This is a genomic window from Streptosporangium vulgare (assembly GCF_042428775.1).
GTDB classification, from domain to species: Bacteria; Actinomycetota; Actinomycetes; order Streptosporangiales; family Streptosporangiaceae; genus Streptosporangium; species Streptosporangium vulgare.
In genome coordinates this window covers 31,770-56,520 of sequence record NZ_JBHMBS010000027.1, presented here as the reverse complement: position 1 = coordinate 56,520, position 24,751 = coordinate 31,770, and the positions used below count along the sequence as shown (strand labels likewise).

20 protein-coding genes are annotated in these 24,751 nt (G+C 71.2%); 7 read left to right on the top strand and 13 right to left on the bottom strand.

The features are described 5' to 3' along the window. Positions 1-104: 104 nt before the first annotated feature. Together ACFFRH_RS35810 and ACFFRH_RS35805 are read right to left on the bottom strand one after the other, a co-directional pair. Positions 105-353, bottom strand: a complete 249-nt coding sequence (locus tag ACFFRH_RS35810; RefSeq protein WP_350972203.1) for a hypothetical protein — start codon at positions 351-353, stop codon at positions 105-107. 127 nt (positions 354-480) lie between these two features. Continuing rightward, on the bottom strand, positions 481-1,569 hold the full coding sequence (locus ACFFRH_RS35805) for a LacI family DNA-binding transcriptional regulator (RefSeq protein ID WP_344747618.1): 1,089 nt from the start codon (positions 1,567-1,569) through the stop codon (positions 481-483). Between the two features lie 135 nt (positions 1,570-1,704). Here ACFFRH_RS35805 and ACFFRH_RS35800 point away from each other — a divergent pair, with 135 nt between their 5' ends. Then, on the top strand, positions 1,705-2,445 hold the full coding sequence (locus tag ACFFRH_RS35800; RefSeq protein WP_344747619.1) for a TetR/AcrR family transcriptional regulator: 741 nt from the start codon (positions 1,705-1,707) through the stop codon (positions 2,443-2,445). 268 nt (positions 2,446-2,713) lie between these two features. On the opposite strand, the gene bldC is transcribed toward ACFFRH_RS35800, so the two are convergent. Further along, the gene (gene bldC, locus ACFFRH_RS35795; RefSeq protein ID WP_013133571.1) at positions 2,714-2,917 is read right to left on the bottom strand and encodes a developmental transcriptional regulator BldC; all 204 of its coding nucleotides are present in this window, start codon (positions 2,915-2,917) and stop codon (positions 2,714-2,716) included. A 318-nt stretch (positions 2,918-3,235) separates the two neighbouring features. Continuing rightward, positions 3,236-4,093 (bottom strand): DUF8083 family protein, encoded by an 858-nt coding sequence (locus ACFFRH_RS35790; RefSeq protein WP_344747620.1) that lies wholly within the window; start codon positions 4,091-4,093, stop codon positions 3,236-3,238. A 179-nt stretch (positions 4,094-4,272) separates the two neighbouring features. Between ACFFRH_RS35790 and ACFFRH_RS35785 the strand changes: the two genes are divergently transcribed. Beyond that, positions 4,273-5,376, top strand: coding sequence for a Leu/Phe/Val dehydrogenase (locus ACFFRH_RS35785; RefSeq protein ID WP_386161930.1), 1,104 nt, complete (start codon positions 4,273-4,275; stop codon positions 5,374-5,376). A gap of 149 nt (positions 5,377-5,525) precedes the next feature. Beyond that, positions 5,526-5,759: a DUF3073 domain-containing protein gene (locus ACFFRH_RS35780; RefSeq protein ID WP_344747622.1), complete on the top strand. Its 234-nt coding sequence runs from the start codon at positions 5,526-5,528 to the stop codon at positions 5,757-5,759. A gap of 401 nt (positions 5,760-6,160) precedes the next feature. Here ACFFRH_RS35780 and purM read toward each other — a convergent pair whose 3' ends face one another. Together purM and purF are read right to left on the bottom strand one after the other, a co-directional pair. Beyond that, the gene (purM, locus tag ACFFRH_RS35775; protein ID WP_344747623.1) at positions 6,161-7,186 is read right to left on the bottom strand and encodes a phosphoribosylformylglycinamidine cyclo-ligase; all 1,026 of its coding nucleotides are present in this window, start codon (positions 7,184-7,186) and stop codon (positions 6,161-6,163) included. Between the two features lie 28 nt (positions 7,187-7,214). Further along, positions 7,215-8,660, bottom strand: coding sequence for an amidophosphoribosyltransferase (purF, locus tag ACFFRH_RS35770; protein WP_386161928.1), 1,446 nt, complete (start codon positions 8,658-8,660; stop codon positions 7,215-7,217). Positions 8,661-8,820: 160 nt separating this feature from the next. Between purF and ACFFRH_RS35765 the strand changes: the two genes are divergently transcribed. Continuing rightward, entirely contained in the window at positions 8,821-10,341 is a 1,521-nt protein-coding gene (locus ACFFRH_RS35765; protein ID WP_386161926.1) for a DUF4190 domain-containing protein, read from the top strand. 33 nt (positions 10,342-10,374) lie between these two features. On the opposite strand, the gene ACFFRH_RS35760 is transcribed toward ACFFRH_RS35765, so the two are convergent. After that, complete coding sequence (locus ACFFRH_RS35760; RefSeq protein WP_344747653.1) at positions 10,375-10,830, bottom strand: sterol carrier family protein; 456 nt, start codon at positions 10,828-10,830, stop codon at positions 10,375-10,377. A 382-nt stretch (positions 10,831-11,212) separates the two neighbouring features. Here ACFFRH_RS35760 and ACFFRH_RS35755 point away from each other — a divergent pair, with 382 nt between their 5' ends. Continuing rightward, entirely contained in the window at positions 11,213-13,291 is a 2,079-nt protein-coding gene (locus tag ACFFRH_RS35755) for a PhoX family protein (protein ID WP_344747654.1), read from the top strand. Between the two features lie 138 nt (positions 13,292-13,429). Here the strand turns inward: ACFFRH_RS35755 and ACFFRH_RS35750 are convergent, their stop codons facing one another. Continuing rightward, positions 13,430-14,869, bottom strand: a complete 1,440-nt coding sequence (locus tag ACFFRH_RS35750) for an MFS transporter (protein WP_344747627.1) — start codon at positions 14,867-14,869, stop codon at positions 13,430-13,432. Between the two features lie 82 nt (positions 14,870-14,951). On the opposite strand from ACFFRH_RS35750, the gene ACFFRH_RS35745 reads away from it, so the two are divergent. Continuing rightward, positions 14,952-15,617: a TetR/AcrR family transcriptional regulator gene (locus tag ACFFRH_RS35745; protein ID WP_344747656.1), complete on the top strand. Its 666-nt coding sequence runs from the start codon at positions 14,952-14,954 to the stop codon at positions 15,615-15,617. A gap of 49 nt (positions 15,618-15,666) precedes the next feature. Here ACFFRH_RS35745 and ACFFRH_RS35740 read toward each other — a convergent pair whose 3' ends face one another. From ACFFRH_RS35740 to ACFFRH_RS35730, 3 genes are all read right to left on the bottom strand, one after another. Beyond that, complete coding sequence (locus ACFFRH_RS35740) at positions 15,667-17,148, bottom strand: MFS transporter (protein WP_344747628.1); 1,482 nt, start codon at positions 17,146-17,148, stop codon at positions 15,667-15,669. 208 nt (positions 17,149-17,356) lie between these two features. Beyond that, positions 17,357-18,025, bottom strand: coding sequence for a Crp/Fnr family transcriptional regulator (locus ACFFRH_RS35735; RefSeq protein WP_344747629.1), 669 nt, complete (start codon positions 18,023-18,025; stop codon positions 17,357-17,359). Between the two features lie 57 nt (positions 18,026-18,082). Further along, positions 18,083-20,140 carry an adenylate/guanylate cyclase domain-containing protein gene (locus ACFFRH_RS35730; RefSeq protein WP_386161923.1) on the bottom strand — a complete coding sequence of 686 codons (2,058 nt, stop codon included), beginning with the start codon at positions 20,138-20,140 and terminating at the stop codon, positions 18,083-18,085. Positions 20,141-20,380: 240 nt separating this feature from the next. Between ACFFRH_RS35730 and ACFFRH_RS35725 the strand changes: the two genes are divergently transcribed. Further along, positions 20,381-21,292: a collagen-like domain-containing protein gene (locus ACFFRH_RS35725; RefSeq protein WP_386161922.1), complete on the top strand. Its 912-nt coding sequence runs from the start codon at positions 20,381-20,383 to the stop codon at positions 21,290-21,292. 400 nt (positions 21,293-21,692) lie between these two features. Here ACFFRH_RS35725 and purL read toward each other — a convergent pair whose 3' ends face one another. Further along, complete coding sequence (gene purL / locus ACFFRH_RS35720) at positions 21,693-23,948, bottom strand: phosphoribosylformylglycinamidine synthase subunit PurL (RefSeq protein WP_344747632.1); 2,256 nt, start codon at positions 23,946-23,948, stop codon at positions 21,693-21,695. Continuing rightward, positions 23,945-24,628 carry a phosphoribosylformylglycinamidine synthase subunit PurQ gene (gene purQ / locus ACFFRH_RS35715; RefSeq protein ID WP_344747657.1) on the bottom strand — a complete coding sequence of 228 codons (684 nt, stop codon included), beginning with the start codon at positions 24,626-24,628 and terminating at the stop codon, positions 23,945-23,947. The genes purL and purQ overlap by 4 nt, the downstream gene beginning before the upstream one ends. Between the last annotated feature and the right edge of the window lie 123 nt (positions 24,629-24,751).

Here is a 24,751-nt window from a genome sequence, read left to right as displayed (position 1 = left end):
GCGCCTGCCCGCCCGTCGCGCTCGCCCTGGCGCAGGACACGGTGGGCGCCCGCCTGTCGTGCCTGCCCCGCCGAGGACGTGGCCTCACCGGCGCGGTGCCCCCGTCACCAGGCGTGCTCGCCGGCCTCCGGCTTCTGCAGGAGCGAGGCGAGCTCCCTGGCGTCCTCGGCGTCCAGCCCGAGGACCACGCGCGGCCGTCCCCAGGGGTGGTCGATCGAGTGGGCCACGTAGCTGGCCACGGATTCGGCCCCCGCGTCACCGTTGCGGCCCCGGGCGGCCCGCCAGTGCGCCCATGCCCGTTCGAGCTCGGCGGCGGCCCGCTGGGCGCATGACACCAGTTCCGGATCACGCATTGTTACCCCCCTTGTCTGTCTTGGCCAGAGTCAACACCGGCGGCGCGCCGCCGTTCGCGATGTTGACCCGGTTTTGGGGAGGTCATGGAGCCTGCCTGGGCGCGCTGTAACGCTCCAGGCAGGCTCTTTAGCGCTCGGTGGAACTCGTGCTGTTCCGTACGACCAGCTGCGGCGCGACCTGGCGCAGGCGCGAGGCCTTGCCGGGGTCGCCGATCCGGTCGTTCAGCAGCGCGGCGGCGGAGCGGCCCATCGCGCGGCGTGGCTGGTCCACGGTGGTCAGCGAGATCGGCTGGGTCCCGGCGCGGTGGATGTTGTCGTACCCGACCACGGACAGGTCCTCGGGAACCCGCAGGCCCAGCTCGGCCGCCGCGGAGAGCACGCCCATGGCGACCAGGTCGTTGGCGGCGAAGATCGCTGTGGGCCGGGGATCGCGCGTGAGCAGGCTGCGGGCCGCACGCGCGCCGCCCTCCTCACTGGACTCGCCCTCCTCGACCATGATGTACGGCGCCAGGGAGTGCCTGCGCATCGCGACCAGGTAGCCCTCGCACCGGAAACGCCCGGAGGAGATGCCCGAGGCCTCGATGTGGGCGATCCTGCGGTGACCGAGCTCCACGAGGTGGTCGACGGCGAGGCGGGCGCCGAGCTGGTCGTCGTCGACGACGATGTCCACGCCGCCGAGGTCGATGTCGCGCTCGCCCACCACCACGGTCGGCGTGTAGCCGGTGGCCTCGATGAGCGTCCCGCTGGTGGGCGCGATGCCGAGCAGGACGAGCCCGTCGACGCGCAGTTCGAGGAACGCCTCGACCGCCTCGTCCTCGAAGGCGGGGTCCCACTGGCTGTTGCCGATGAGGAGCCTCAGCCCGTCGCCGTGCAGGCTCTCCTGCAGGCCGTCCAGGAACTCCGCGTAGAACGGGTTGTGCAGGTCGGCGACGAGCGCCCCGACCAGGTGTGTACGGCCTTCGACCAGGCTGCGCGCGACCGCGTTGGGCCGGTAGCCGAGGTCTCTGGCCGCCTGGAGCACGGCCTGCCGGCGATGCTCGCTGACGTGAGGCGATCCGCGCAGGACGAGCGAGACCAGTGATTTGGAGACACCGGCTCTTTCGGCCACGTTGCGGATCGTGGGTCTTGGGCGTGGCCCGACGCCCCCGTCGGACATGACGGGTTCGGCGAACCCGCGGGCTCGGGTGACGGTGGTGTTGACCGGCGGTCCTGACATGGCTCTCCCCCGCGATGGTGGATGGGCACCTGTCACTCAAAACGATCGAGTTCCGAATGGGGTACGGCTTGCGCGGAAGGGAACTCCGATCTTGACCCCGCCGCCGCGCGGATCGGCTCCGATAGGCTTCGCGGTGTGGGGTCGACATCCGGAGCCGCCGAACGGGCCAAGCCCGCCGCGGGCGGCGCGCGACCGGCGCGGCGCAGGCTCACCGTCGACCGCCGCCGCGAGGAGCTCATGGCGGCGGCCCTGGAGCTGTTCAGCAGACACGACGCCGAATACGTCTCGATCGACGACGTGGCCTCGGCGGCCGGCGCGTCGCGGGCCCTGGTCTACCACTACTTCGGCGGCAAGCAGGAGCTCTACGTCGCCGCGCTGAGGAGCGCCGCGGCCCAGCTGGAGGCGAGGCTCAGACCCCAGGGCGGCGGACGCCCGCTGGACGAGCTGGCCGGGGGGCTCACCCGATACTTCGACTTCGTCGAGGAGCACGCGGCGGGCTTCGCCGCCCTGCTCAGGGGCGGTCCCGCCAACAGCAGCGGCGAGATCGGGGAGGTCGTCGACGCGGTCAGGCACCGGCTGCTCAAGCTGATCATGGAGCGGATGCGGGTCGAGGAGCCGGGCCCCGTGCTCCGCGTCACGCTGCGCTCGTGGATCGCCTCCGTCGAGACCGCGGGCCTCGACTGGCTGGAGCGTCGTGACATCGAGCGGTCGGCGCTGGAGCGCATGCTGGTCGGTCAGATGGTGGCGCTGCTCGGCGCGGCGGCCGAGCACGACCCGCAGGTCGGCGAGTTGCTGGACAACCTGGTCAAAGGCGAGGCGAGCCGTTCCGCGGACCAGGGCTCCACGGGCCAGGAGAGGACCGGGACGGACGGCTGAGAAGGCTCCTGTGGAGCCGCGGCCGGGAAAACAGGGCTGCGGCCGGGAAAACCTCTGACGCGGCGAGGAAGGCCCCCGGGGCGCCGCCGAGCCGTTCGGGCGTACGTGCTGGAAGAGCGCACGTGCTGGAAGGCGGCACGTGGCGGAGGGCGGGGCAGCTGCTGGGGCGGCGCCGGGCGGGCGACGCCGCTCCCCACAAACCCGTGTGGCCTACACGCTCAAAGGGTGAGCGCGCACCAATCCCCCTAGGTCAGTGACGGCCCCCGTCTTACTCTGAGCGCTGCTGCGGAATCCCCGCGAGCAGCGCGCGAACCTCAGTCTCCCGGTACCGGCGGTGTCCACCCAGGGTGCGGATGGACGTCAACTTGCCCGCCTTAGCCCACCGGGTCACGGTCTTGGGATCGACGCGGAACATGGTTGCGACCTCCGCCGGGGTGAGCAGCGGCTCTGCCTCGGGTGTACGAGCTGACATTTGTGCGGCCTCTCCTCCATGTGGACCGGCGACAGCGATCCTGCGACTTGACGCTTGTCACGGATGTCCGCCTATGGCCCTTGCGTGCGGCTGTTTGGGCCATATGCGGCATCACCCGATGTGACCATACAGCCACGTAGAGCGATTGGCGAGCCTTTGAGCGACTCATCTCTCTTGTGCACGTGTTGTTGTCACGCTCGGTGATTCTAGCGACACGTTTCGTGGTATCGCAGTGAAAACGGCAAACTACTCAGTTCGTAGGTGCATCCCCGGTCATCGACGGACCTACTTACGCAGGTCGCAGGGATGATTTGCGACTCAGTTTGCCGATTCGAGAAGTTGTATTGATCGCCAGCGGAGGATGACGCGCTGGTACATGGCGAACGCCAGTTCTTCCTCGCCTTTTTCCAGACCTGTCAGCGCCGCCGCGAGTTCCGCCACGGACTCGTCGGCCTGGAGTGTCTCGTCGTCCATGAGGTTGACGATGCCGCCGTAGTCGAGTTCGACTAGCGAATGCGGATGGAACTCCTCCAGCCAGCGCGCCACGTCCTCGACCTCGGCGGTGACCGAGACCTCTCCCACCTGCCTCCTGATGATCTGCAGGGCACGGGCACTGCGGCGCCTGGCGTGGGCCATGGACGTGACGTAGATCAGGTTGCGCGTGGTGGTCGTGCCCCCCTTGCTCTCGTCGCCGTCGATGACCAGCCAGCGCTCGTTGCCGTCGAAGGGGACGAACCACGAGGTCGGAACGTGCCAGGTGGAGCTGCGGATGTGGGTGCGCAGCGCGGCGGAGTCGGTGCGGCGCTTGAACCGGTCGAAGTCGTCGGCCGTCTGCGCCGCGACGGCGGGCGGGACGAAGCGCTCCATCAGCTTGGGCGGGGTCGACCCGCGAAAGCGTGAGAAGGCGAGCCAGGACCTCAGCCTGCTCTGCCACGGGCAGACGTACAGGACCTCCTCAACGCGCCTCAGATAGGCGTTGGGGCTCTCCTGGGCGGGTGCCGGAGCCGGGGGCACCCCCAGAAGGCGCCGCACCGCCTCGCCGTGTTCGGCGTGGAGGGCGCTCGCCCGGCGCGGTCGGTCGGCCGCCTCGGCGTAGGCGGCCCACGAGACGCGCTCAGCCGGGGTGAACGCGACCAGCGGTTCGTAGACGCGGAGGTACGCGGCATAGGGCAGCACGACGGCATCGTGTCACGAAGGACCGGCCGTTGTCCGTAGCGGGCCGGCTTCCGCGGCTGTCGTCTCGGTCATTGAGATGGGACGTTCTCGCACGTCGTGCCTTTGCGGACATGTGGTTACGCTGAGGGTGATCTCCGCCGCAACGGTGCGGCGGGAACGGACGACTGGGAGTCACCACAGTGACCGACGTCTTCGGGCTGTCCCACAAGGACGCGGGCCCGGCAACCGGCCAGGCGAGGCACGAGCAGGTCGTCTTCTGCTCCGACGAGCGCAGCGGCCTCCACGCGATCATCGCCATCCACAACACCGCCCTGGGCCCAGGCCTGGGCGGCACCAGGTTCTATCCCTACGAGAGCGAGCAGGCCGCGCTGGCCGACGTGCTCAACCTCTCGCGGGCGATGGCCTACAAGAACGCCCTGGCGGGACTCGACCTCGGTGGCGGCAAGGCCGTCATCATCGGCGACCCGGCGAAGGACAAGAGCGAGGCGCTGCTGCGCGCCTACGGCAGGTTCGTCCAGTCGCTCGGGGGCCGCTACTACACGGCGTGCGACGTGGGCACCTACAGCGAGGACATGGACATCGTGGCCCGCGAGTGCTCCTACGTGACCGGCCGCACGCTGGCCAACGGCGGGGCCGGCGACTCGTCGATCCTGACCGCCCTCGGCGTGTTCCAGGGCATGCGCGCCGCCGCCGAGCACACCTACGGGACGCCGACGCTGCGCGGCAGGCGCGTCGGGGTCGAGGGTGTGGGCAAGGTCGGCCACCGCCTGGTCGGCCATCTGATCGAGGACGGCGCGGAGGTCGTGGTCTGCGACGTGAGCGAGCGGGCCGTGGAGCGGCTCCGTCGGATCCACCCCCAGGTCGAGGTCGTCGCCGACAGGCTGGAGCTCACCGCCGCCGACGTCGACGTCTACGCGCCGTGCGCCCTCGGCGGGGCGCTGGACGACGAGACGGTGGCCCGCCTGCGCGCCACGATCGTCTGCGGCGGGGCCAACAACCAGCTGGGCCACCCCGGCGTGGAGAAGCAGCTCGCCGACCGCGGGATCCTCTACGCGCCCGATTACGTGGTCAACTCCGGCGGGGTCATCCAGGTCGCGGACGAGATCGGGGGATTCAACATGGAGCGGGCCCAGGCAAAGGCCCTCCAGATCTACGACACGACTCTCAAGATCTTCTCCAGTGCGGCGGAGGATGGCGTCCCTCCGGCGGTCGCAGCCGATAGGCTGGCTGAGCGCAGAATGTCGGAAGTCGGGCGAATTAGGGGCATTTGGCTGGGCCACTAGCCCCACACGCCCATACGACGTACCGAGCCGGGCGTAAAACGGGTACGGTTGTAGGCGAACGAGAGCTGACGCCTAAGTCAGGTGGCGTCAGTGCGTGGTGCGTTAGCGACGAGGGGTCGGGCACGACCCCACACGAGGGGGTCGAGCCAATGGGGCGCGGCCGAGCAAAGGCCAAGCAGGTCAAGGTTGCTCGCCAGCTGAAGTACAACAGCGGTGGCACTGATCTTGAGCGTCTGCGCGACGAGCTCGGAGTCAGAGACGACTCCAACCACAATGACGACTCCAACGACGCCTACGACGAGCTGGCGGATCGGTACGCCGATTACGCCGATGACTTCGGCTCCGGAGATGACCGCGACGACGGGACATCCGGCCGCCGCTAGGCGGATTTCAGGTTGACGGTGAGCAGGACACCCGGTGGTGAGCACAAGCCACCGGGTGTTCTTCTCGCTACGAGTCGACGATATGCGGCGCTCCGGTGGTCCGGAGCGCTTTTCGCCGTACCCGCCGCGGATGCCCTGTCCGCCGCGGATCCGGTGTCTCCACTGCCTCCACGCGGCCGGTGATCAGGAGTGCTCTCACTCTCTGGTGACAGGCTCCGGCCCGGCTGACGACGGGATCATCCGGCGCCTCCCCTCCCGGCCGGGGTCACCGGCCGGGAGGGGAGGACCGCAGGGTCACCTCGGGCGGAAGGGCCCGGACCGGCGGAACCGCGGGGTCGCCTCCGGCGAGAAGGCGCGGACCGTCGGAACGCATGGTCGTCTCCGGCGCGAAGGCGCGCGGATCAGCGGAAACGTGCCTGCCCCGAGCCTTCGACGATCTCGCCGAGCACCCAGGCGGGAAGGCCGCGCTCCCCGAGCAGCGCCAGGGCCGGGTCCACGGCCTCGGCGGGGACGACCGCGGCCATGCCCACCCCCAGGTTGAACGTCCGGTCCATGTCGGCCTGGGCCACTCCGCCGTGTCCCGCGAGCACCTCGAAGACGGCGGGCGGGGTCCACGACGAGCGGTCGAGCAGCGCGTCCAGGCCGGGAGGCAGTGAGCGGGACAGGTTGCCCGCCAGGCCGCCGCCGGTGATGTGGGCGTACGCGTGGACGTCGACCGCGCGGGCCAGCTCCAGGCAGTCGAGGGAGTAGATCCTGGTCGGTTCCAGCAGCTCCTCGCCCAGCGTCCGCCCCAGCTCGGGCAGCTCGGCCTCCAGGGAGAGCCCGGCCCGGTCGATGATGTGCCTGACCAGCGAGTAGCCGTTGGAGTGCACGCCCGAGGAGGCCAGCGCGAGGACCACGTCGCCCGCCCGGACCCGGTCGCGGCCGAGCATCCTGTCGGCCTCCACCACCCCGGTCGCGGCGCCCGCGAGGTCGTACTCGCCGGCGTCCATCGCCCCGGGGTGCTCGGCGGTCTCCCCGCCGATGAGGGCGCAGCCCGCCAGGCGGCAGCCCTCGGCGACGCCGCCCACGATCTCGGCGATCCGCTCGGGGACCACCTTGCCGCAGGCGATGTAGTCGGTCATGAACAGCGGCTCCGCGCCGCAGACCACCAGGTCGTCGACGACCATGCCGACCAGGTCGATCCCGATCGTGTCGTGCTTGTCGAGCCGCTGGGCCAGCATGACCTTGGTGCCGACGCCGTCGGTCGACGTGGTGAGCAGCGGCCGCCGGTACGACAGCAGGGCCGAGGCGTCGAAGAGCCCGGCGAAGCCGCTGGCGTCGTCCACGACCTCGGGCCTGCGCGCCCGCGCGACCTTCGACTTCATCAGCTCGACGGCGCGCTCGCCCGCGTCGATGTCCACTCCGGCGGCCGCGTAGCTGGTCATGAAGCCTCTCTTCGCGCGCACGGCCCGCTCAACGCTTGGCCTCCAGCACGTACTTGCCCACGTTGTCCTGGTCGATCGGGATCGGATACTCGCCGTCGAAGCAGGCACGGCAGAGCCGCTCGGCGGGGATCGTGGTGGCCGCGGTCAGGCCCTCCAGCGAGATGTATCCGAGCGAGTCGGCGCCGAGCGAGGCGCGGATCTCCTCCACGCTGAGCGAGCCGGCGATCAGCTCGGCCCGGGTGGCGAAGTCGATGCCGTAGAAGCACGGCCAGCTGACCGGCGGTGAGGAGATCCGGACGTGGACCTCCGTGGCGCCCGCCTCGCGCAGCATCTTGACGATCGCCCGCTGCGTGTTGCCCCGCACGATCGAGTCGTCCACGACCACCAGGCGCTTGCCCGCGACGACCTCCTTCAGCGGGTTGAGCTTCAGCCGGATGCCCAGCTGACGGATCGTCTGGGACGGCTGGATGAAGGTCCGGCCCACGTAGGAATTCTTGACGAGACCTTGACCGTAGGGGATCCCGCTCTCCTCGGCGTAGCCGACGGCGGCGGGGGTGCCCGACTCGGGGGTCGGGATGACCAGGTCGGCCTCGACCGGGTGCTCGCGGGCCAGCACGCGGCCGACCTCGACGCGCGTGGTCTGCACGCCGCGCCCGGCGATCGTGGTGTCGGGGCGGGCCAGGTAGACGTACTCGAACAGGCAGCCCTTGGGCTCGGCGAGCGCGAACCTGCGCGAGCGCACGCCGCGCTCGTCGATGGTGATCAGCTCGCCCGGTTCGATCTCGCGGACGAACGTGGCGCCCACGATGTCCAGCGCCGCGGTCTCCGAGGCGACCACCCAGCCGCGCTCCAGGCGTCCCAGGACCAGTGGGCGGACGCCCTGCGGGTCGCGGGCCGCGTAAAGGGTCTTCTCGTCCATGAAGACGAGCGAGTAGGCGCCCCTGACCTGGGGAAGCAGCTCGGCGGCCGCGTCGTCGATGGACTGGCCGCGGTCCTGGGCCAGCAGCGTCGTCAGCACCTCGGTGTCGGTGGTGGCCCGGGTGGCCCCGGGGGCCAGGCGCCTGGACAGCTCGGGGGTGTTGATCAGGTTGCCGTTGTGGGCGAGCGCGAGCCCGCCGGACTCGGTCGAGCTCAGTGTCGGCTGCGCGTTCTCCCAGACGCTCGATCCGGTCGTCGAGTAGCGGCAGTGGCCGATCGCCAGGTGACCGCGGAGGGTCCCGAGCACGGACTCGTCGAAGACCTGGGCCACCAGGCCCATGTCCTTGTAGACGAGGATCCTGCTGCCCTCGCTGACCGCGATGCCCGCGGATTCCTGACCGCGGTGCTGTAACGCGTACAGCCCGTAGTAGGTGAGTTTGGAGACTTCCTCCCCGGGGGCCCACACCCCGAAGACGCCACATGCGTCCTTCGGAGGCCGGTCGCGGGGGTCAAGGTCATGGCTCAGATGGCCGTCGCCCTTCAGCACATGCTTCATTCTAGGTCGGCTTCTTCCCTGCTCGCACCCAGGGTCCGTTCCGTGGCATGTCGCACCCTGACCGAACGATCATCGGTGTTTTGCCGTGTCAGCCTGTTTCGCCGATGGCTGACAGGGGAGTGTGAGATATCCGGCATGCCCGAGCGTCGGGAGAAGAGACGTGACAACACCTGTGGACCCGAACCAGCCCGACCCGCGACGAGTGCCGCGGGACAGGCGCCCAGAGCAGGAAGGACAGGAAGGGTCCGGCTCGGAGGAGCCGCCGGGCACCTCCGAGTCCGAGGAGGCGGCCGTCCCCGGCGAGCACGAGCCCGCCGTTCCGGAAACGGCCGCCTGGCCCGTCCCGCCCTCGAACGAGCCGCCCACGTGGCGCCAGCCGCCCACCCCGGCGGGCGAGCCCACCGGGTGGACGGAGATCCCCGGCCGGGCCGAGCCCGCGGGCCGGGAGTCCGGCGAGGGCGCCGTGTGGGGGTCGGGAGCGTCCACGCCCCCGACCCCGGCGCCGTGGAAGGAACCGGATCCCGAGACACCCGTGCCCGATCCCGACGAGGCCCCGAGCTGGCCGCCGTCCGGGATTCCCGCCGAACCGCAGGTCCCGCCGCATCCGGACACACCGTCCGCGCCGGAGGTGCCCCCGCCGGACCAGGCGGGTGGCGGGTACGCCGCGCCGGAGTACTCGGGCTACCCCGGATACGAGGGGTCGGCCGGAGGACGGGAACCGGGATCACCGGGCGGCCCGCAGTCCGGGGGGGAGCCCGGCGAGGGGCGCGAGGCGACACCCGGGGAGAGGACCGGGGGAGCGCCTGAGGGGACCCGTGAGGGAGCGCCTGAGGGGACCCGTGAGGGAACGGCCGAGGGGCAGCCCCGCACGGTGCCGGGTACCACGCCGTCCGCCTACCCCGGCTGGGAGAGCGCCTCGGAGGCCCCCGGCGGGCCGGACCGTCCCGGGACGGAGCACCCCGGGACACCGGCCGCCCCCACCCCACCCTCGCGGTACGAGCAGCCGTCGTCCGCCGAGGAACCGGAGACCTCGCAACGAGCCGCCGGTGCCGCCGGGGGCGCGGGGGCGGCAGGGGCCGCCGGTGGCTTCCAGGCGGACCGGCCACCGGCTCCGGGCACTCCGGGAGCGCCTCAGCCGGACCATCCACAGCAGACCGGTCAGCACGGTTACGGCGAGCCGGGCTACGGGGAGCGGCCCACGTACGGGGAGGCGCAGCAGGCCGGGCAGCCCTACGGCGGTCCCGGTGCGCGGCCGTCGCCCGAGACCGGTCCCTCCCAGCAGTTCCAGGGCGGCACGCCCTACCCGGCCCCTCCGGGCGGGCCCGGCTATCCGCACGCCACGCCCTACCCGGCCTACCCGGACGACGGGCGCAAGCCCGGCGGGGGGCTGGGCACCGCCGCGCTCGTGCTCGGGATCGTCGCGATCGTCTCGCTCGTCCTCTGCGGCCTCGGCGTGCTGGTGGCGATCGTCGGCCTGATCGTCGGCATCGTCGCGCTCGCCAAGAAGTCGAGGCCGGGGCGGGCCTGGGTGGGGATCGCGCTGAGCCTTCTCACCCTGGTGATCGCCGCGGTGTTCCTGAGCTGGCTCTACAGCAAGGTCGGCGACTGCGTCAACCTGCCCCCGGAGCTGCAACGGCGCTGTATCGAGGACAGGTTCGGCGTCCAGGTGCCGGCCCCGTAACGGAGGGCGGGGCTCACGGCCCGCCCAGGACGGCTATCGGAGAGGAAGGTGGCCGGACAGGTCGGCGCGGGCCCCGCTCGCCGCGATCTTTCCGGCGGCCGTCGCCTCGGACCAGGTCAGCGCGCCGGTGGCGAGCTCCAGCCAGGTGCGCGCGTCGGTCTCCACCACGTTGGGCGGGGTGCCCCGGGTGTGGCGGGGGCCCTCGACGCACTGCACCGCCGCGTAGGGCGGGACCCGGACCTCGACGGTCCGGCCCGGCGCGGCCGTCGCCAGCTCGTCCAGCAGGTGCCGTACGGCGAAGCGAGTGATCTCCCGTTCCGGGCGGATCCCCCGCCCGAAGGCTCGCAGCACCACGCTCACGCAGGCGCCCAGCAGCGCCGCGAGCCCTCCGGGTCCGTCGTAGGGCGGTTCGTCGAGAGCGCTCAGCTGGGTGTCGAGGGCGGCGCGGACCTTGGTCGCGTCGGGTTTGTGAGGTGGCACGCGATCCATCATGCCCGCCGCGGCCGCATCCCGGGACGGCGCCGTCTCCGACACTCGCCGGAGCCCTGCCCCGGGACGGAGCCGGCTCGAAGGGACGGCGTCGTCCTCAACGTTCGCCGGAGCCCTGCACCGGTGACAAGGCTGTCCTCGACGCTCGCCGGGGCCGTCTCGGGGGCGGTGCCCTCCACGTCCGCCGGGCCTCTCTCGGGAACAGCGCCTTCTCCGGCGTCCGCCGGAACCCCGCCCCGGGACGGCGTGACGCCCATCCGGGCGGCTCTTTCCGGTAAACGGTTCATCATCTCGGCAAACGTCGTTCACCTCGGGTTCGGACGGTCCGCGTAGCCTCCGGGCCGGAAGACCTCGCCCCTTTTTGGAGGAACCTGTGGCGAACATGTCGCCGCGCCGACTGCTCCCCCTGCTCACGAGCCCTCACAAGGGTGGACGCAGCGCGCTCACCTGCCGGTTCCGCTGCGGTGACCAGTGCGCCCACGATGTGACGAACACCAGCGACAACACCTACTTCGGCGACGTGGTCGCCGAGGCGATGACCCGTCGCGGCATGTTGCGCGCCGGTGCCCTGGGCGCCATCGTCGCCGGGGCCGGGATCGGCGCGGCGGCCCCCGCCCTCGCCGACCCGGACGTGGACGCGAACACCCTCGGCGGCGGCCACGGTCACGGGAACGGCCAGAAGGGCGGTCTCCGCTTCACCGCCATCGCGCCGAACACCGACGACAAGGTGACGGTCCCCGCGGGCTACCTGTCGGCGGCCGTGGTGCGCTGGGGCGACCCGGTCCTGCCCGGCGCCCCCGCGTTCGACTTCGAGAACCAGACGGCCGCCGCACAGGCCAGGCAGTTCGGCTACAACTGCGACTACGTCACCCTCTTCCCCATGGGGCAGAACCGGGGCCTGCTCTGGGTCAACCACGAGTACACCGACGAGAACCTGATGTTCCGCGGTTACACGGACGGCACCTCCGCGACGGAGGAGCAGATCAAGATCGGGATGGCCGCGCACGGCGGCTCGGTGGTCGAGATCGAGCGGGTGGGCGGGTCCGGCCAGTGGAAGCTGGTCACCCGGGGCTCCCGCCGCTACAACCGCCGCATCACGGTGCACACCCCCATGAAGTTCACCGGCCCGGCGGCCGGCAGCGCCCTGCTGAGGACCGCCGCCGACCCCAGGGGCACCACCCCGGTCGGCATGTTGAACAACTGCGCGGGCGGCACCACGCCGTGGGGCACGGTGCTCAGCGGCGAGGAGAACTTCAACCAGTACTTCGTCAACGGCAACGGCGTGCCCGAGGCGCAGAAGCCGTACCTCACCCGGTACGGGGTGAACGCCACCACGGGCGTCCCCGGCGGCAACCGCAGGTTCGACCGGGTCGACGAGCGTTTCGACCTGGCCAAGCACCCGAACGAGGTCAACCGCACCGGCTGGATCGTGGAGATCGACCCGTTCGACCCCGACTCCACCCCGATCAAGCGCACCGCCCTGGGCAGGCTCGCCCACGAGGGCGCCACCACCTCCCTCGCCGCCGACGGCCGGGTGGTGGCCTACATGGGCGACGACTCCCGGTTCGAGTACGTCTACAAGTTCGTCTCCCGGGAGCGCTACATCCGGGGCTTCGACCGGCACAACCGGACCCTGCTGGACGACGGCACGCTGTACGTGGCGAAGTTCACCGGCGACAGCCCGGCCACCGAGATCGACGGTACCGGCAAGCTCCCCGCCGACGGGTTGTTCGACGGCTCGGGCGAGTGGATCCCGCTGGTCACCGGCGAGGTCTCGCACGTTCCCGGGATGACGGCCGCCGAGGTGCTCGTCTACACCCGTACGGCGGCCGACAAGGTCGGGGCGACCAAGATGGACCGTCCCGAGGACGTGGAGCGCAACCCCGTCACCGGCGGCGTCTACGTGGCCCTGACCAACAACACCAACCGGACCCCGGCCCAGGTGGACGAGGCCAACCCGCGTCCGGCCAACAAGCACGGCCACGTCCTGGAGATCGTCGAGCGGCGCAACGACGCCGGGGCCACGACCTTCGCCTGGTCCCTGCCCCTGGTCTGCGGCGACCCGAACGACCCGGCGACCTACTTCGCCGGGTTCGACAAGACCAAGGTCTCGGCGATCTCCTGCCCGGACAACGTCGCCTTCGACGCCGACGGCAACCTCTGGATCTCCACCGACGGCAGCCAGCTCGGCGCCCACGACGGCCTGTTCGTCATGCCGGTGCGCGGTCCCGAGCGCGGCTACCTGAAGCAGTTCCTGAGCGTGCCGGTCGGTGCGGAGACCTGCGGCCCGCTGGTCAGCGAGGACCAGCGCAGCGTCTTCGTGGCCGTGCAGCACCCCGGTGAGACCACCGGCGCCACCCCCGAGGCCCCCACCAGCCACTGGCCCGACGGCGGGACCTCCCAGCCCCGCCCGTCCGTCGTGGTCGCCTGGCACGCGAGGGGCGGCAGGATCGGCTCCTGATCCGGTGCCTGCCGGCACTGACCGGCACTGACCGGTGCCGGCAGGCGCCGACAGACACCGGCAGGCACAGGCTTCCGGCACCGGCCCGCGTCCCGCTCAGGGGGGCGCGGGCCGGTGCCGTTCCGCGTCCGGGGGACCTTAGCCCACCGGCACGGCGGGGCGTTCCTCGGCGGCCTTCGGCGGGTCGGCTGCGGCCCGGGAGGCGCGCAGTGACAGCAGGCTCACCGGCACGCCCACCAGCACGATGGCCGCGGCGACGACCAGCGTGTGGCGGTACGCGTCCAGGAAGGCGGTCAGCTGCCCGGCGCCCTCCGCCAGGAGCGAGGACTGCCGCGCGCCGAGGATCGCGCCCAGGACCGTGATGCCGAGCAGGCCGAAGACCTCGCGCGAGACGTTCAGCACACCCGAGGCGACCCCCGTCCTGCCCGCCGGGAGCGCGCCGAGGATCGCCGTGGTGAGCGGCACCAGCATGCCGCCGCCCACCCCGTAGACCAGGAACCACGGCAGCAGGTCGCCGAACGACCCGCCCTCGCCGATGAACGAGATCCCGAACACCGACACGGCCATCAGCAGGAGCCCGGACGCCACGGTTCGCGCGGTGCCCAAGGCCCCGGCCAGCCTCGGGGCGAGGGTGGCGGTGACGGCCATCACCAGCGCCATCGGCACGAACGCCGACCCGGCCTCGATCGGGGAGAAGCCCAGGGCGTTCTGCAGGTACAGCGCGGTGAAGAAGTAGATGCCGAACACCCCGAAGGACCACAGGCCCATCGACAGCACGCCGCCGCTGAACACCCGCGACCGGAACAGCGACAGGTCGATCATCGGCTCCCGGCTCCGGCGCTCGATCGTGACGAAGGCGAGCGCCGACACGGCCGCGATCCCGAAGGCGCCCAGGATCTCCGGGGAGGTCCATCCGGCCCCCGCGCCCTCGATGAGCGCGTACGTCAGCGCGAACAGCGTCAGGCTCGACGTCACCAGGCCCGGGACGTCGAGGCCGCGCCGTACCGTCTCCTGGGGAGCGGTCCTGATCGCCCAGAGTCCGAGGCCGAGCGTCACGACCCCGATCGGCACGTTGATCAGGTAGATCCAGCCCCAGTGCCAGCGCTCGCTGATCAACCCGCCGGTGAGCGGGCCGAGGGCGAGGGCGAGCGCGCCGACCGCGCTCCACAGGCCGACCGCCGTCGCGCGTTCCCTGGTGTCGGGGAAGATCGAGGTGAGCAGGGCCAGCGCCGTCGGGGTGAGGAACGCCGCCCCCACGCCCTGCACCGCCCGGGTGGCGATCAGCACGCCGCCGTCGGTGGCCATTCCCGCCGCGAACGACGCCGCGGTGAACACGACGAGGCCGATCAGGAAGACGCGCCGCCGCCCGAAGACGTCGGCCAGGCGCCCGCCGACGAGCATCAGCCCGGCGAACACCAGGATGTAGCCGCTCACGATCCATTCCAGGCCGGAGATGCTCAGCCCGAGGTCCCGCTGGATCGTGGGGAGCGCCACGTTCACCACGTTGTTGTCGAGATATGTCATGAAGGTGGCCAGCGAGATCGCTCCCAGCGCCCACCACCTGCGGGTGTCCGTCATTCCCCGTCCTCTACGTTGTACTTATACGACGTACATGTACGGTGCACAGTGGAACCCGTACGGCGTATAGTTGTCAAGCGTGATGGGGAAACTGACCCGCGAGGCGGTCGTAGAGCAGGCGCTGGAGATCGGCGACGCCGAGGGGCTGGCGGCGGTGACCATCCGGCGGCTCGCCCAGGAGCTGGGCGTCACCCCGATGGCGCTCTACTGGCACTTCAAGAACAAGGAGCAGCTGACCGTCGGCATGGCGGACCACCTGATCGAGGGCTTCGTGATCGAGGGAGGTTATGCGGGCCCGTGGCAGGAGGGGCTCCGCGAGCTCGTCGCGGGCCTGGTCAGGGTGCTCCGGCGCCACCCGTGCGCGGCGGACGTGCTGGACGCGGTGGACCACATCGAGGTGCCCGCCTTCCTGCAGGTCTGGGACACGGCCCTCGGTCTCGCCAAGCGCGGCGGGTTCTCCCGCGACGAGAGCTGCATGATCTCCCAGTACCTGCTCAGCGGCGCGGTCGCGCTGGCGGCGGGTCCGGGGCGGCACTCCCCTCCCGGGTTCTCCGAGCAGGAGGCGGCCGAGCGGACGCGTCTCAAGCGGCTCAGGCTCCAGTCGCTGCCGCCGGACGTCTACCCGCACATCGTGGAGATGGCCGTGCCCCTCTCCGAGGGCAGCGCTCCCGACCTCTACGACACCTTCGGCGTCGACCTCCTCATGGCCGGCATCGAGGCGCTCTCCGCCCGCTCAGGAGGGCACTGACCCAAGAGGGCGCTGACGCAGGAGAGCGCCGACTCGGGAGGGCGCCGACTCAGGAGGACGACTCCGCGCGCCCGGAGCGGCGGGGGCGGGCGAGGGCGGCCGTGAGGGCGCCCGTGAGCGCGACGGCGAACAGGACGGCGTAGGTCCGCTGGAAGCCGGTCATCAGATGCTCGACGGCGACGGGGGAGACTCGTGACAGCGTGCCCGCGTACACCTGCCCGCGCAGCTCGGTGCTGACCGAGCTGGTCAGGACGCTGAGCGTGAGGGCGACGCTCAGCACGATCCCGACATTCATGATCATGAGCCGGAAGCCGTTCACCACGCCCAGGCTCCCGGCGGGCAGGGCGGACATGACCTGGGTCGTGTTGCCGGTCATGAAGGTGCCGCTGCCGCAGCCGCACAGGAACAGGCCCACCGCGATGATCCAGTACGGCGTGACGGGGTCGGTGTTCAGGAGCAGGACGCCCAGCCCGGCCGCGCTCATCAGGGCGCCGCCCACCGACAGCGCGTACGGCCTGACGCGGCGGCCGAGGGCGCCGGCGACGGGGGAGGCGAGGGCCATGCCGATCGGCACGGGGAGCACGCCCAGGGCCGCGGTGACGGCGTCGACGCCCCTGGCGGCCTGGAAGTAGAGGGCGACGAGCAGGATCAGCGCGGAGCGCGCCAGCGCGTTGCAGAAGGAGGCGGCGTTGGCGAAGGCCAGCATGCGCTCGCCGAACAGCCGCAGGTCGAGTACGGGATGCGAGGCCCGGCGCTCCACCACGACCAGTACCGGCACCAGCACCGCCGCGATCGCCGCGCCGACGATCACCACGGGGCTCGACAGGCCGCGCGAGCCCGCCTCCGACAGCGCGATCAGGGCGGCGGAGAGGGCGGCGAACACGATCAGGTTGCCGAGCGCGTCCACCGGCCGGCGCGCTCCCCGCGAGACGCGGCGCAGTGTGAACGCGCCCCAGGTGAGGGCGATCAGCCCCGCGGGCACGTTCATCCAGAAGATCCACTGCCAGCCCGCGGCCTCGGCGACGAGGCCGCCCAGGGTGGGACCGGCGAGCTGGGCGACCGAGAGGGTGCCGATGTAGACGCCCATGCCCTGGCTGAGCCGGTCGGGAGGGAAGGCGTCGGTGATGATCACGGTTCCGTTGGCGAGGATCATCGCGGCACCGACCGCCTGCACGGCGCGCATCGCGATCAGGAACCAGATGCCCGGCGAGAACCCGGCCAGCAGCGATCCGACGGTGAACAGGACGAACCCCGCCAGATAGATCTCCCGGCGGCCGAGCAGGTCGGCCACCCGGCCGAAGAACACCAGTGTCGCGGTGTTGACGAGCAGGAAGGCGAGCAGGACCCAGCCCGCGGAGAAGGCGTCCGCGTGGAAGTGCCTGACCACGGTGGGAAGCGCCACGTTCAGGGTGCTGCCGGAGATGCCGATCATGACCAGGCCGAGGCTGGTGACCGAGCAGACCCGCCACGCGTAGCGGAGCTTTGATAGGTATTCGGGTGATCCGGGCAGGTCTTGGGGGATTGCGACCATGGCTCCCAGTCTGACGTAAGTTGTACGTCGCCCGTGGTCCGGCGTCACCCCCAAGCGCGCCTCCCGCTCCCGCTTTCGCCTTCGTGGCCGGGGCCGCGTCTCGTGTTCGCCGCCGCCCCGTCCGGGGGTTCCCCGCGTGCCGAAGGCGTGCCCTCGCGGGCGGGCACGCCCCTCCAACGGTCCGTACGGCAGGTTGTGCGGCACGCCCTCAGCGGGCCCGTTTGCGCAGGCCCTCCATGTCGTGGATGATCACGCGACGCCGGCCCGTCTCGATCAGCCCGCGATCGCGCAGGGAGCGCAACGCCTTGCTGACCGCCTCACGGGAGGCCCCGGTCCAGCCGGCCAGCTCGTCCTGGGAGAGGGGCAGCGCCACCCGCACCCCGCCGTTGTCCGGCTCGCCGTACCGCTCGGCCAGCTCGACCAGCCGGGTGGCCACGCGGCCCGTGGTGTCGAACGCGCCGTACTCGATGCGCTTGCGGTCGGAGTCGCGCATCTTGCCGGTCACCATCTGCATCAGCAGTACGGCGACTCTCCCATGAGCCTGCAGGTACGAGGAGAAGTCGCGGACCGTGATCCCCTCCACGGGTTCGAGGGCGGTGACCGTGGCGGACCTGGGCAGCCCGTCGATCGCCGCGAACTCGCCGAGCAGCGCCCCGGGCCCGCGCACCGCGAGGACCACCTCGCTGCCGACCGCGGTGTGCGAGGACACCTTGACGCGGCCGGAGGTGAGGATGAGCACCCAGTCGCTCACGTCACCTTCGGTGAACATCGTCGCGCCCCTGTCCCAGCGCCGGGGTCGCCCGGCGGCGTACAGGGCCTTCACCTCGTCTTCCGTGAGCAATGTGATGAATTCGCCCGGTTCGGGGGAAGAAGTCATAACCACCTCCTGGCGATCTCGATTGTGTTCGTACGGCTCCCGCGGCGAAAGGTACTTTTACGAGAGTCCGGACAGCACGTAGGCATGGACGGGTTGTTCCCTGCCCTTGAGGTTGAGCGGGCCCAGGGACCGGGTCTCGGCCTGGGGGCCGATCAGGTCGAGGGTGGTCTGGCCGATCACGACGCTGCCGGGCTCGGCGATCCCCTCGAGCCTGGCGGCCACGTTGACGCAGTCGCCCATCGCGTTGAACCCGCGCAACTCGGGACTGCCGATGTTTCCGACAAGCGCCTCACCGGTGTTGATGCCAATCCTGAAGCGAGGATATCCGGGCATTCCCGCCGCGATCTCCTCGGCCGCCTCCTGCATCGCCAGCCCGGCCCGCACCGCGGCGAGGGCGTGGTCCTCCTGCCGGGCGGGGGCGTTGAACAGCGCGAGCAGCGCGTCGCCCACGAACTGCACGATCGTGCCGCCGTTGCCGAGCACGATGGGCACGGCCGCGGTGTGGTAGCGGTTCAGCATCTCGACGATCTCCCCGGGCGCCACCCGCTCGGAGAAGCTCGTGAAGCCCTTCAGGTCGGCGAAGAGCGCGGTCAGCTCCACCAGCTCGCCGCCGAGCGCGGCGGTCTGCGGGTCGGCGAGCAGCGACTGGGCCACGTCCGGCGACATGTACTGCCGGAAGAGGGTCTCCAGCTCGCTGTAGAGGCGGGCGTTCTCCAGGGAGATGGACATCTGCCCGGCCAGCGTGGCGGCGAGCGCCTCGTCCTGCGGGGTCCTGCCGATCGGCACCTCCAGCGCCCCGGCGAGCCTGCCCTTCACCATCAGCGGGTGCAGGAGCTTCCCCTCCAGGCGGATCGGCCGGTTCTCCGGGAAGTCCCGCTGGCCGTACTCCCTGGAGCTCACGGTGACCCGGCCGTTGTCGACGAGCTTGATCCGGACGTCCCCGTACGCCTGCCGCACGCGGTCGAGGCCCTGGGCCAGCATCTCCTTCTCCGGCAGGCCCACGCGGGCCTGCCTGCCGATGTCGGCCAGCGCCGCGAGCCGGTCGCTCAGCTCCCGCTCGTTGGCCAGCGCCTCGCCCGCCCGGTCGAGCACCGCCACCTGCGAGTCGGTGAGCCCGAACTTGCCCGCCAGCCTGTTCGCGATCGGGACCCTGCTCTCCTCCCTGCGCCGCAGGTGGCCGACGAGCTCCTCCAGGGCGGCCTCGTAGTCGGCCCTGATCCTGCGGACCGTCGCCGACAGCGCCACCGAGTCGAACAGTCCCGCGCTCGTGCCCTCCCGCCGGAACTGCAGGTAGGCGCTGTAGGCGACGAAGACGAACGCCGTGGTCAGCAGCACGTGCCACAGCCACCACGACAGGTGCCAGTTGCGGTGGGACAACCCGGCGACCAGCGCCTCGGCGAGCAGCGCGTACGCGGTGACCAGGCTGATCAGCACGACCGCCGGACGCCTGCGGTGCAGCTGGAACATCATCGCCGAGGCCGCCGCGAACAGTGCCACCCCGATCCACTCCAGGCCGCCCAGGCCGACCCCCTGAGGCCCGTTGGGGGGTGAACCGCTGAGCGAGGTGAGGCCCGGCACCAGGCAGACCACCCCCCACAGGGTGATCAGGGCGGCGAGACCGCCGCGCAGCCACACCTGGTTCCTCAGCACGGCCTCGGCCGCCCGCTCACCCAGTGGCAGGGCCGACGCGAACGCGAACACCGAGGCCACGAGGAGACCGACGGGGTGCGAGAGGTCGAAGCCGTAGCTCGTCCTGTCCAGGATGATCCCCGGCGTGGTCAGCCCGTGCACCAGGAACGATCCCGCGCCGCTCAGGAAGACCAGTGAGACCAGCAGCAGCCGGGCGTCCGCCCGGCGGGCCGACGCCTCGCCGACCATGAGGCCCAGGACCAGGTTGATCCCGGCCACGGTGATGATCAGCCAGAAATGGCTGGGGTTGTCCTGCAACACGATGTTCAGGTCGGGTTCGGCCAGCAGGAGCCAGAGGCCGAGCAACGGCATCGCCAGATGCAGCACCCACACCACGGTGCGGATCGGCTGGGTCGCCGGTGGCAGGTACGGTTCCCGTCGGGCACGGTCTTCCGCGACCGCGTCTGTCGGGTTGATGGTCGGCACGGTGGCCTCCGCGTCTGGAGAACCTGTCGGTTCCCTGTCTTGTTCGTCCACGCCCAGCGGGCGGGTTCCCCCGAACGGTCCGATTATCCCGTACGGGGCCGGTGCCGGCAGGCGAGTTGGTCGCCGGTCCCCGACACCGAAGTGTGATGTTTCGGGTGCCAACCGATGGAACGGTCGAAACGTGTACTACGTGTATCCCTCCCATCACACCAGACTCTGGTGTCGCAGAAAGGAAGCCCAGTGGCTATCACGTTGCCGGGCGGACGCACGCTCGCCGCAGTGACCGTTGGCGTGCTTGTCGGAACGTTGTTCACCGCGAGCGGCAGCGCCGTCGCATCGTCGGCGGGGGCGGAGATCCACGCGTGCGTCCACAAGCAGACGCGCTACACCCGGATCGTCAACGCGACGGCCAGGTGCAGGCCGACCGAGATCCGGGTCACGTGGGGGCAGACGACCCAGGGCCAGCAGGGCATCGCCAGCGCCGGGCCGCAGGGTCCGCGAGGCGCGCAGGGTCTCAAGGGCGACACCGGGCCGCAGGGCCCGCAGGGTCCGCAGGGCCTCAAGGGAGCCACCGGCCCGCAGGGAGCGAAGGGCGAAGCCGGTCCGCAGGGTCCCAAGGGGGCCGACGGGGAGAAGGGCAACACCGGCCCGCAGGGTCCGCAGGGCGAAGAGGGCAAGCCGGGCGCTCAGGGGCCCGCCGGTCCCAAGGGTGACGACGGCAAGCAGGGTCCCGCCGGTCCCAAGGGCGACCGGGGCTTCCAGGGCCCCAAGGGTGACGACGGCAGGCAGGGTCCCGCCGGTCCCAAGGGCGACCGGGGTTTTCAGGGCCCCAAGGGTGACGACGGCAAGCAGGGTCCCGCCGGACCTGCGGGTCCCGCCGGTAAGGACGGCGTGGACGGTAAGGACGGCAAGGACGGCAAGGGCGCTGTCCCCACCATCACCACCGTTCCCGGGTCGTTCAGCTTCGGTGGTCAGGGCGGAAGCCAGAGTGTGAGCTGCGGTTCGGGCAAGGTCGTCACGGGCGGCGGCTTCAGCAGCAGCGGCAGTGGTTCGGGTCAGATCTACACGAGCGCGCCCAGCGGCAACGGCTGGACCGTGGCCGGCAAGAACGCCAGCGGCAGCGTCTACGCGCTCTGCATGAGCGCCTCCTGATCCACGGCGGAACTCGACGGCACGTGAGAGACCTCGGACGACTGTCGGGGCCTTTCACGTGCCGTGGAACGCGGACGGCCACGCGGTCCACCGTGTGATGTCACCGGTGGTGGTCACGGGAGAGGAATCCTCGTGTCTCAGGCGCCGTCCTCGTGATCCGTACAGTCGCCCGACCCGTTTCGCGGGAACGCGACCCACGTGATCCGTCCGACTTGTCTCGCGGGAAAGCGGCGGGCGGCGCGGTGGGGATTCACCGTCCTCACCACGCCGTCTTTTGGCGCCGACCGTGTGATTCATATAGATCGGTCGGGCCCCTCACCGTCACGTGACGGTGAGGGGCCCGACCTCCCAAAGACCTCTTGAGACCCCTGAGACCTCTGGGATCTCGTACGAGAGACGGTCAGCCGAAGATGCCCGGCAGGGTGGCCGTGTGGGTCTCCCTGAGCTCGGTGACCGGGATGTCCAGGACGCCCGTCACGTTCAGGGAGTCGCCGCCGGTCGTGCCCAGGCCGTAGCAGGGCACCTCGCGGGCCGCGCACAGCTCCGCGAAGGCGTCGAACGACTCCGGCGCGACGGTCACCAGCGCGCGCGCCGACGACTCGCTGAACAGGTCGACGAACGCGTCGTCGCCCGTCAGGGAGACCTCGCAGCCGACGCCCTGGGCGATGCAGGCCTCGGCGAGGGCGATGGCGAGCCCGCCGTCCGACAGGTCGTGGGAACCGGTGAGCAGCCCCCGCGAGGCGGCCTCGGCCAGCACGAGGGCGAGGTCGCGCTCCGACTCCAGCCGCGCCACGGGCGGCAGTCCGCCGAGGTGGCCGTGGGCCACGTGCGCCCACTCCGAGCCGCCGAACTCCTCCTCGGTCTCGCCGAGCAGGACGATCCTGTCGCCGTCGCCGGTGAAGCCGGTCCGTACGCGCGTGGCCACGTCGTCGATGACGCCCAGCACGCCGACGACCGGCGTCGGGTTGATCGGGACGGATCCCGTCTGGTTGTAGAACGAGACGTTGCCGCCGGTCACCGGGACGCCGAGGGTCTTGCAGGCGTCGGCGAGGCCGCGCACGGCCTCGGCGAACTGCCACATGACCTCGGGGTCCTCGGGGGAGCCGAAGTTGAGGCAGTTGGTCACCGCGAGCGGTGTCGCGCCGGTCACGGCCACGTTCCGGTACGCCTCGGCGAGGGCGAGCTGGGCCCCGGCGTACGGGTCGAGGCGGGCGTAGCGGCCGTTGCCGTCGGTGGCGAGCGCGATGCCCCTGGTCGTCTCCTCGGCGCCGGGCATGGCCTCGCTGACGCGCAGCACGCCCGCGTCGGCGGGCTGGGCCAGCACGGTGTTGCCGCGTACGTACCGGTCGTACTGGGAGGTGACCCACTCCTTGGACGCCAGGTTGGGCGAGCCGAGGAGCTCAAGCAGCGCCGCGCGCAGGTCGGCGGGACGGTCGAGGCGGGCGGGGTCGTCGCCGTTCAGCGCGACCTGGCCGGCCGGCTCGTGGAACGGCCGCTCGTAGACCGGGCCCTCGTCGGCCGCGGTGCCCGGCGGGATGTCGACGATGGTCTCGCCGTGCCAGGTCATCACGAGGCGGTTGGAGTCGGTGACCTCACCGATCACGGTCGCGGGGATGTCCCATTTCGCGCAGATCGCCATGAAGGCGTCGATGTCGTCGGGGGTGACGACCGCCATCATGCGCTCCTGCGACTCGCTCATCAGGATCTCCTCGGGCCGCAGCGACGGATCGCGCAGCGGGACGAGGTCGAGCCTGACGTCCATGCCGCCGGTGCCCTTGGCCGCGAGCTCGGTGGTCGCGCAGGAGACCCCGGCGGCGCCGAGGTCCTGGATGCCGACGACCACGTCCGCCTGGTACAGCTCCAGGCAGCACTCGATCAGCAGCTTCTCCATGAAGGGGTCGCCGACCTGGACGCTGGGACGCTTGGCCTGCGACTCGTCCTCGAACGTGGCCGAGGCGAGCACGGAGGCGCCGCCGATGCCGTCGGGGCCGGTGAGGGCGCCGAACAGGACGACCTTGTTGCCCGGTCCGGGGGCCACCGCGAGCTTGATCTGGTCCTTGCGCAGCAGGCCCACGCACAGGGCGTTCACCAGCGGGTTGCCGATGTAGCAGGGGTCGAAGACGACCTCGCCGCCGATGTTGGGGAGCCCCAGGCAGTTGCCGTAGTGGCTGATGCCCTCGACCACGCCGGGCAGCACCCGCCGGGTGTCGTGGGCGTCGGCCGCGCCGAAGCGGAGCGCGTCCATCACCGCGATCGGCCGGGCGCCCATCGACATGATGTCGCGGACGATGCCGCCGACCCCGGTCGCCGCGCCCTGGTGGGGCTCGACGTAGGACGGGTGGTTGTGCGACTCGATCTTGAAAGTGGCGGCCCAGCCGTCGCCGATGTCGACGACCCCGGCGTTCTCCCCCATGCCGACGAGCAGCGCCTCCGACGTGGGGGCCTTGGTGCCGAACTGGCGCAGGTGCACCTTGGACGACTTGTAGGAGCAGTGCTCGCTCCACATGACGCTGTAGATGGCCAGCTCGGAGCCGGTGGGCCGACGGCCGAGGATCTGGCGGACCCGCTCGTACTCGTCGAGCTTCATGCCCAGCTCGGCGTACGGCTGGCGCTCGTCGGGGGTGTCCTCGGCCCGCTTGACGGTGTCGAGACTCATGCGTTCACCAGCTTCTTCAGGATCGAGGAGAAGAAGGCGCGACCGTCCGTGCTCGGGGCGCCGGTGAGGTCCTCGACGGCGTGCTCGGGGTGCGGCATGAGGCCGACGACGTTGCCGGCCTCGTTGCGGATGCCCGCGATGTCGTTCAGGGAGCCGTTGGGGTTGCCGCCCGCGTACCGGAAGACGACCTGGCCGCCCGCCTCCAGCGCGCTCAGGGTCGCCTCGTCGGCGACGTAGCGGCCCTCGCCGTGCTTGACCGGCAGCACGATCTCCTGGCCCTCGGTGAAGTCGGAGGTCCAGGGGGTGGCGGTGTTCTCGACCCGGATGCCCTGGTCGCGGCAGATGTAGTGCAGCCCGGCGTTGCGCATCAGCGCCCCGGGCAGCAGGTGGGCCTCGCAGAGGATCTGGAAGCCGTTGCAGGTGCCGAGCACCGGCAGCCCGGCTCCGGCGGCGGGGATCAGCTCCTCCATCAGCGGCGCGAACCGGGAGATGGCCCCGCAGCGCAGGTAGTCTCCGTAGGAGAACCCGCCCGGCAGGAAGACCGCGTCCACCCCCTTGAGATCGGGGTCCGCGTGCCAGAGCGGGACGGCTTCGCCGCCCGCGTGGCGCACGGCGCGAGCCGCGTCCTGATCGTCAAGAGTTCCGGGAAAAGTGACCACGCCCACACGGGCAGCACTCATGACAGCGTTCCCCTCCACACACGAGCGCCGCGCCGACATCTCACACACTCGGACGTCGGTCTGCGGCGGTGCTCCCAGGCTATCCGCTCCCGGCGAGCGGTCAGGCGCGGAGTGTCCGATCGC